5 protein-coding genes and 1 pseudogene are annotated in these 7,062 nt (G+C 61.8%); 2 read left to right on the forward strand and 4 right to left on the reverse strand.

Translation table 11 applies throughout. The features are described 5' to 3' along the window. Position 1: 1 nt before the first annotated feature. Both fahA and hmgA read right to left on the reverse strand, forming a co-directional pair. On the reverse strand, positions 2 to 1,312 hold the full coding sequence (fahA, locus tag AC30NL_RS11105; RefSeq protein WP_489464058.1) for a fumarylacetoacetase: 1,311 nt from the start codon (positions 1,310 to 1,312) through the stop codon (positions 2 to 4). Then, positions 1,309 to 2,604 (reverse strand): annotated as a pseudogene (gene hmgA, locus AC30NL_RS11110) (homogentisate 1,2-dioxygenase). Before hmgA ends, fahA begins: the two are co-directional and overlap by 4 nt. 268 nt (positions 2,605 to 2,872) lie before the next feature. Between hmgA and AC30NL_RS11115 the strand changes: the two are divergent. Further along, entirely contained in the window at positions 2,873 to 3,661 is a 789-nt protein-coding gene (locus AC30NL_RS11115; RefSeq protein ID WP_489464059.1) for an IclR family transcriptional regulator, read from the forward strand. Between the two features lie 151 nt (positions 3,662 to 3,812). Here the strand turns inward: AC30NL_RS11115 and AC30NL_RS11120 are convergent, their stop codons facing one another. Continuing rightward, positions 3,813 to 4,841 carry a hypothetical protein gene (locus AC30NL_RS11120; protein ID WP_489464060.1) on the reverse strand — a complete coding sequence of 343 codons (1,029 nt, stop codon included), beginning with the start codon at positions 4,839 to 4,841 and terminating at the stop codon, positions 3,813 to 3,815. 397 nt (positions 4,842 to 5,238) lie between these two features. On the opposite strand from AC30NL_RS11120, the gene AC30NL_RS11125 reads away from it, so the two are divergent. Further along, complete coding sequence (locus AC30NL_RS11125) at positions 5,239 to 6,444, forward strand: hypothetical protein (RefSeq protein ID WP_489464061.1); 1,206 nt, start codon at positions 5,239 to 5,241, stop codon at positions 6,442 to 6,444. 108 nt (positions 6,445 to 6,552) lie between these two features. Here the strand turns inward: AC30NL_RS11125 and sorB are convergent, their stop codons facing one another. Further along, entirely contained in the window at positions 6,553 to 6,888 is a 336-nt protein-coding gene (gene sorB / locus AC30NL_RS11130) for a SorB family sulfite dehydrogenase c-type cytochrome subunit (protein WP_489464062.1), read from the reverse strand. Between the last annotated feature and the right edge of the window lie 174 nt (positions 6,889 to 7,062).

Genomic DNA, 7,062 nt, shown 5'->3' on the forward strand with positions numbered 1-7,062 from the left:
GCTACCCGGCTTTCAGCACCGTCCCGGAGCATTCGCCAAAGCCAATGCGCCGTGCACCTTTGCGCTCGCAGAACCCCCGCAGGATCACGGTGTCGCCATCTTCGAGAAAGGTCCGCTTCTCTCCGTTCGGCAAAGCGATGGCCTGCTTGCCGCCCTGCGTGAGTTCAAGCAGCGATCCAGCCTGCTCTGGCGCCGGGCCGGAGAGCGTGCCGCTTCCGAGCAGATCGCCGCTTTGCAGGTTGCAGCCGTTCACGGTGTGGTGAGCGATGAGTTGAGCCACGGTCCAGTAGGCGTCGCGGAAGCTGGATTGGCTCAGGCGATGTGGGCTCGTTCCCGCGTCGCGCATGGCTTGCGTTTGTAGCCACACCTCCAGCGTGACATCGATCTCACCTTGCTCGCGGTTGGTGGCCGAGTCGAGATACGGAAGTGGCTGCGGATCACCCTCGGGTCGCTGGAAAGGCGAGCGGAACGGTTCGAGAGCCTCCATCGTCACGATCCACGGCGACACCGTGCTCGCAAAGTTTTTCGACAGGAACGGGCCAAGCGGTTGGTACTCCCATGACTGAATGTCGCGCGCACTCCAGTCGTTGAACAAACCGAGTCCGAAGACATGCTCTTCCGCTTCGGCCATGCCGATGGGCTCGCCCAGCTTGTTCGGCGAAGCGACGAACATCGCAAGCTCCAATTCGTAATCCAAGCGACGCGTCGGCCCGAAGCTCGGCACCTCGGCATCGGGCGCCTTGGTCTGGCCTTGCGGACGGCGAAACTGCTGGCCGCTCACGCCGATGGACGACGCGCGACCGTGATAGCCGATCGGCACCCACTTGTAGTTAGGTAGCAGCGGGTTGTCGGGCCTGAACAGCTTGCCGACTGCCGTGGCGTGGTGAATGCCGGTGTAAAAGTCGGTGTAGTCGCCAATGCGGCAAGGCACGCTCATCTCGATGTCGGATTGCGCGACGAGACAGGGCGAGAGTACTTCTTGAAGCGGGCTGTCCGATCTCAGTGCCTGGGACAGCATCTGGCGCAGCGCACGCCGCTGTGAAGAGGGCTGCTCCATGAACGCATTCAGGTCTCCATCGGCCAAGGGGCGAAGCAAGGCCTGCAACGCATCGCTCCACGGGATGTCATCGTGCACCCGTTTCAAGTCCAGCACCTCATCACCGATGGCCACGCCGATGCGCCAGCCCTCCCCGCTCGCCTTGCGACGAAAGCGGCCGTACGGCAGGTTCTGAATGGGAAAGTCGGTGTCGGCCGCGTTGGCCGATTCAACCCAGCTCGTCAGCGCAGGGTCATGGGTCACATCAGTATTCATGGCTTGAATTTATCCTCGAGGTGGGTCCAGCAATCGGCATAGGCGCTGTCCAGCGCCCCGCCCTTCAACGCGTATTCAGTGGGCACGAAGCGCAAGCGGCTTTCGAACATGAAAGCCAATGTGTTGTCGAGCTTGTGCGGCGCGAGCTTGGCCGTGCTGGCCTTCTCGAAAGCTTCTTCGTCCGGCCCGTGCGGCACCATGCAGTTGTGCAGCGATGCACCACCAGGTCTGAAGCCCTGCGGTTTGGCGTCGTATTCACCATACACCAGGCCCATGAACTCGCTCATCAGATTGCGGTGGTACCAGGGCGGGCGGAACGTGTCTTCGGCCACCATCCATCTCGGCGGGAAGATGACGAAGTCGCAGTTCGCCGTTCCCGGCGTGTCCGAGGGCGATGTCAGCACGGTGAAGATCTACGGGTCCGGGTGGTCGAAGCTGATCGAGCCGATGGTCATGAAATTCGCCGTGTCGTACTTGATTGGCGTGAGATTGCCGTGCCATGCGACCACGTTGAAAGGCGAGTGCTTCATCGTCGACCGCCACAAGCGCCCACCGAACTTCTTGATGAGTTCGTAGCTGCCGGCTCCGTCTTCGTAAGCGGCCACAGGAGCAAGAAAGTCGCGCGCATTGGCGAGACCGTTAGAGCCGATAGGGCCGAGTTCGGGCAGGCGGAACAAGGCACCGTAGTTCTCGCAGATGTAGCCGCGCGAAGGACCATCGAGTACACCGACCTTGAAGACGACGCCACGTGGCACGAGCGCGATCTCACCAGGCTTGACATCGAGCACGCCCATTTCGGTGGTGAGGACAATGCGTCCCTGCTGCGGCACGAGCAGCATTTCACCGTCGGCATTGACGAGCGCGCGCTGCTCCATCGAACGGTTGCACGCATACACGTGGGCGGCAATGCCGCTTTGCGCTTCGACGTCGCCGTTGGATGCGACGGTGCGAATGCCGTCAATGAAGTCCTGTGGCTCCGCCGGGATGGGAAATGGGTTCCAGCGCAAAGGCTCGGGCGGCATCACCGAGCCACGCTCTACGCCGCTCACCCAGCCGGCTTGCTCGTACGGTTGATAAGCCCCAGACACCACGGACGGCTGCCTGCGATACAGCCACGACCGCCGGTTCTCGGCGCGCGGTGCGGTGAATGCCGTGCCCGAAACGAGCTCGGCGTATAGCTCATGCGGCACACGCTGCGGACTGTTGCGGCCCTGCGTGAGAGCTCCGGGAATGGCTTCGGTCGCGAACTCGTTGCCGAAGCCGCTTTGATAACGAAGAGATGTGTCAGTCATGTGTTGAACCGGCTAAGGGGTGCATGAAGAGTGCAAGCTCACAGCCGCGCGATGCGGCAGATCAAGTGGGGGGATGTGCATGGGTTCTTTTCTGCGAGGGGATGTGGCCATGTCCTTAGAGGCTGAGTGTGATTTCGTGCTTCTTCTTCCAGGTCGGCTTGTGAGGCGAAGACTTTGCTCATGACGAATCGATTCGTCTATGTGAAAGTGTTTTGATGATAGCGAAAGAGTTCGATAATGTCGAACTCGTTTTGGCAAGTTGAACCGAATGACCTTCAAAGACACTGCCACAGACCCCCAGGAAGAGCGCGAATCTCGCGGCATCCAGAGCATCGAAGTCGGTGGGCGGTTGTTGCGGGCGCTGGTTCACCTGGGGCGTCCGGCACCACTGAAAGACCTCGCTCGCGAAGCTGATATGACTCCGGCAAAGGCGCATCCCTATCTGGTGAGCTTCGGCAAGCTGGGGCTGATCGAACAGCATCCGGCGAGCGGGCATTACGGGCTCGGACCCTTGGCCTTGCAGATGGGCTTGATCAGCTTGCAGCAGGTGGATCCGATCCGGCTGGCCTCGGCCGAACTGCCGACGTTGGCGCTGTCCGTCGGGCAGACGGTGGGCATTGCGATCTGGGGCAACCGCGGCCCGACTTTCGTGCGGCTCGAAGAAGGCCCGACCGCAGTGCACGTGAACATGCGGCACGGCACGGTGGTGTCGGTAAAAGGTACGGCGTCAGGCCGCTTGTTCGCGGCCTTTGCTCCGCGTGATCAGGTACTGGCAGCCTTGCGCGCCGAGTCGGGGCGCAATGTGAAGATCGATGCGGAGTTCGAGGCCGAACTGACGCAGATCCGCGAGCAGCGTTTCAGCGGCATCACGGATGGAACGGTGCTGGGGGTGACGGCCTTGGCGGCGCCGGTGTTCGATGGGTTCGGCACGATGGTGCTGGCCCTTACCGCAATCGGACCGAGTGCGACGCTCGATGCTTCACTGGGTGGGGCTGCGGCCCGGCTGCTGATCGAATCTGCTGCATCGCTGTCTCGTCGATTGGGGGCACGCGTTTGATGCGGGACGTTGGCAACCGCCGCGTTGTCTCGGATGAGGGGTGAAGGGGGTGGGGTTGGGCCGACGCATCCCTTTGGGATGCTGACTGTCGGCCCAACCCCACCCCCTTCACCCCTTCTGCGGTTCCAGTTTCTGGCCTGGGACTCGCGGCTCACGCCGTGATGTTCAAGAGGCTGCCGATCTGGGGCGTCGGCGCGATGCTTGTCGCCCCAGGTTGCTGCATGGCCGCCGCGAGCGTGTGGAGGAAGGTGCGAAGCTTCCCTTGCATGTCGGGCTCGGTCGTGCCTGCGCTTTGAGGCTTGTTGGCGTTGAACAGCTTCGAGAAGGCATCGAGCAAGGCATTCTTCGGTGGGACGGCAGCTGGGGTCGGCGTGGTCGCGGGCGAAGTCGCGGTGGCAGACGTTGTTGTTTGTGACTGCGACGCGGCTGTCGAAGCTTGAGTCGGTGCGGCGGCCACTCTCCCAGCCGGGATTGTCGCGGCATCCTGGCCGTCTTGAACGGCCAACGTGATCGAGCCCGAGGATGAAACGGGAGCACTGGTCGGGGTGTCGCCTGTCACCGGAGCTTGTGCCGACCCGCCCACTGCCTGTGCCAAGGCTTCGAGGCGCTGGGACATGTCGCCGTACCGTTGGCCATGCCGGTGATGATGTTCGTGGCCGCGGTGACGCCCTTCATGGCCGTGGTCATTTCCATCGGGACCACCACCAATCTGCCGCATCGCACTGAACAGCTCATGTGCGAACTGGTGCACGGCGGACTCCACTGCCGCGGCGGAATCGGCGGCGGACGGCATTGCTTCCGAAGCGGCTTCGGGGGACGCCGCAGTGTTCGGCGTGAATGTGGCAACTGGTGCGGGAGTGGTCGCGACCGCTTGGTCGATTGAGATCGAGCTGGTTGCGGCAGTGGTCGCAGACGTCGCCGTCGTAGTCGGATCGGACTTTGCTTGAGTCGCTGCCGCAGGGGCCACGGCCTGGCCCGCCAGCCCGATCTCACGCAGCGCCGACATGATCGCCAGCACCAGGCGGTTTTCTCCGCCACCCGGACGTTGCTCGCTGCTGGCCTTGTTGTCTTCCTGCGCTGCAGGTGCCGGTGTCAGTTTCGTGTCGCTCGCGGCCACCGGTTTGGCGCCGAGTGGGGCATACGTGTTGACGAAGGTGAAAGAGAGCGAAGTAGCGGACATGGCGGACTCCTGGAATTTGGCGCGGAGGACAACTTTTTTTGCGCACCGATGCAAGGCTTATCGACTCGCACGTATAGCTCATTGATAGCGAGTGTGTACCTCTCTGTAAGCGGTAACTCCATGTAATGCTGAGCCGATCCAAAGTTCTCGACTGACGTGCCTTCCCCTTCCTGGCGCGCGGAGCCCGGCGTGCGAACGGTCGTGCAACGTTCATCCATTTGCCGTCCCGTGCGCGGCCCGACATAGGCATTTGTGGGCGGCGTCATCAATCCATCAGCGCTGGATCATGCAACGCCGGGAGCCGCCCCATACATTGCCCTGAAAGGAATCGACGTTTGGGCCCGTGTCCTAGGCCCCACCCTTCCAAACCGGTATGGGCAAGCACACCGATATAGCAATGAACACTCCGAATGAAGACAACTCCATGGCCGACCCATTGGAAGCGCTGCTGTCGCATCAAGAGCAAGAGAAGATCCGGCGAACGCACGGCGGCGAAAGGACGCTGGGCTACCTTCGTGGCAATGCAGGCGCGTTGTTCGCAGCGGGATTTTCGAGAACGGAGATCGTGTCCATCGCATCAAAGGGTGGAGGTTCGCAGGCACTGGGCAAGGTGCTTGCCACGCTCGAACGGCTCAAGGTCGCCGGCTTCGAGCACAAACACATCGTGGCCATTGCGGCCAACGTCGGCGGGTCGCAGGCGCTGGACAAAGTGCTAGACACGCACGAGCGATTCAAGAACGCCGGCTTCGAGCACAATCACATCGTGGCCATCGCATCAAAATGTGGAGGTTCTCAGGCACTGGGCAAGGTGCTTGCCATGCTCGAACGGCTCAAGGTCGCCGGCTTCGAGCACAAACACATCGTGGCCATTGCGGCCAACATCGGCGGGTCGCAGGCGCTGGACAAAGTGCTAGACACGCACGAGCGGCTCAAGAACGCCGGCTTCGAGCACAAGCACATCGTGGCCATCGCCTCCAAAGGTGGCGCATCGCAGGCGCTGGACAAGGTGCTGAGCACGCATGAGCAACTGAAGGAAGCCGGGTTTGAGGTCAATCAGATCGCGGCGATCGCGACCCACAAAGGCGGGTCGCGGGCGCTGGACAAGGTGCTGGCCGCACACAAGCAAACAAAGGCCGGTCGATTTGACCACGAGGAAATCGTGAACATCGCGTCCAACGACGGTGGTTCGCAGGCGCTGGCCAAAGTACTGGCCACGCACGATCGGCTCAGGAGCGCTGGCTTCGAACACGAGCACATCGTGGCCATCGCCGCCGAAATCGGCGGAAAGCAGGCGCTGGAGAAAGTGCTGTCCAAGCACGAACAGTTCAAGGACGCGGGGTTCGAAATCGAGGACATCGTCGCCATGGCTTCACATGTTGGAGGAGCCCCCGCCATGCAGTCGATTCTGGATCACCTCGACATCCTGCAGGCGCACTACAGCAAGGAAGAAATCGTCAAGGCCGGCGCAATACGCAGAGGTGCTGTCGCTCATATCCGGCAGATGGTCGAGGCCTACCGCATCAATCAGGACGCCGGTTCGGCCGGCATTCACCTCTCGCGGACCGTGATAGCGGACGAAACCGGCAGGAGACCAGCCGCCTGACTTGGCCTTGTTCGCGATCGACAATGATGTCGACGCAACGTCCTGGTTCGGAGCGGCGAACTCGGCAAGGCGCGTGGGGGACTCCGCTCCAATGAATTGCGAAGGTGATCACTTCGGCTGCTCATTGCCATAGGTCTTCACGAGATAGTCCACGATCGCGGGCATGTCGTCGTCGGCGATGGGCGCCTTGAACACCACCTTCATCCGCTTCACCATCGCTTCCCAGTACGGCCGCGCTGCCGTCGGCGGCTGATACTTCATGTATTCCGCCGAATGGCAGGCTACGCAGTTGGCTTGCGCCTTGGCGTAACCCGGCAATGGGCTGGCCTTGAGCTGGACGCCGTCAGCGGGCAGCTCGATGGTCTTGGTAGCCCCAACTGCGTATGCAGTGGTGCCGAAAGCAGTGGCTGCAAGCACGATGGTTTTGAATGCTTTGATATTCATGAGAGCCCCCAGAGGCTGATAGTTTGTCGAGCGTGCCCGAGCAGCACGTCAAAAGGCGCCTGATCTAGGCGCGAAGCGCAGCCATAGCCCGGGCTATGGCGAGCATTTGCAACGACGAGCAGGGGTCTTTTGGCGTGATGAGCGGGCATGATCGAAATACTCTCAGCCTCTCAG

It is taken from the genome of Rhizobacter sp. (genome assembly GCA_021153565.1).
Classification (GTDB): Bacteria; Pseudomonadota; Gammaproteobacteria; order Burkholderiales; family Burkholderiaceae_C; genus Albitalea.

Excerpts from the sequence above, each read along its gene's own strand:
- sorB (WP_489464062.1), bottom strand. The coding sequence starts at position 6,888 with ATGAATATCAAAGCATTCAAAACCATCGTGCTTGCAGCCACTGCTTTC.
- AC30NL_RS11115 (WP_489464059.1), top strand. The coding sequence starts at position 2,873 with ATGACCTTCAAAGACACTGCCACAGACCCCCAGGAAGAGCGCGAATCT.
- fahA (WP_489464058.1), bottom strand. The coding sequence starts at position 1,312 with ATGAATACTGATGTGACCCATGACCCTGCGCTGACGAGCTGGGTTGAA.
- AC30NL_RS11125 (WP_489464061.1), top strand. The coding sequence starts at position 5,239 with ATGAACACTCCGAATGAAGACAACTCCATGGCCGACCCATTGGAAGCG.
- AC30NL_RS11120 (WP_489464060.1), bottom strand. The coding sequence starts at position 4,841 with ATGTCCGCTACTTCGCTCTCTTTCACCTTCGTCAACACGTATGCCCCA.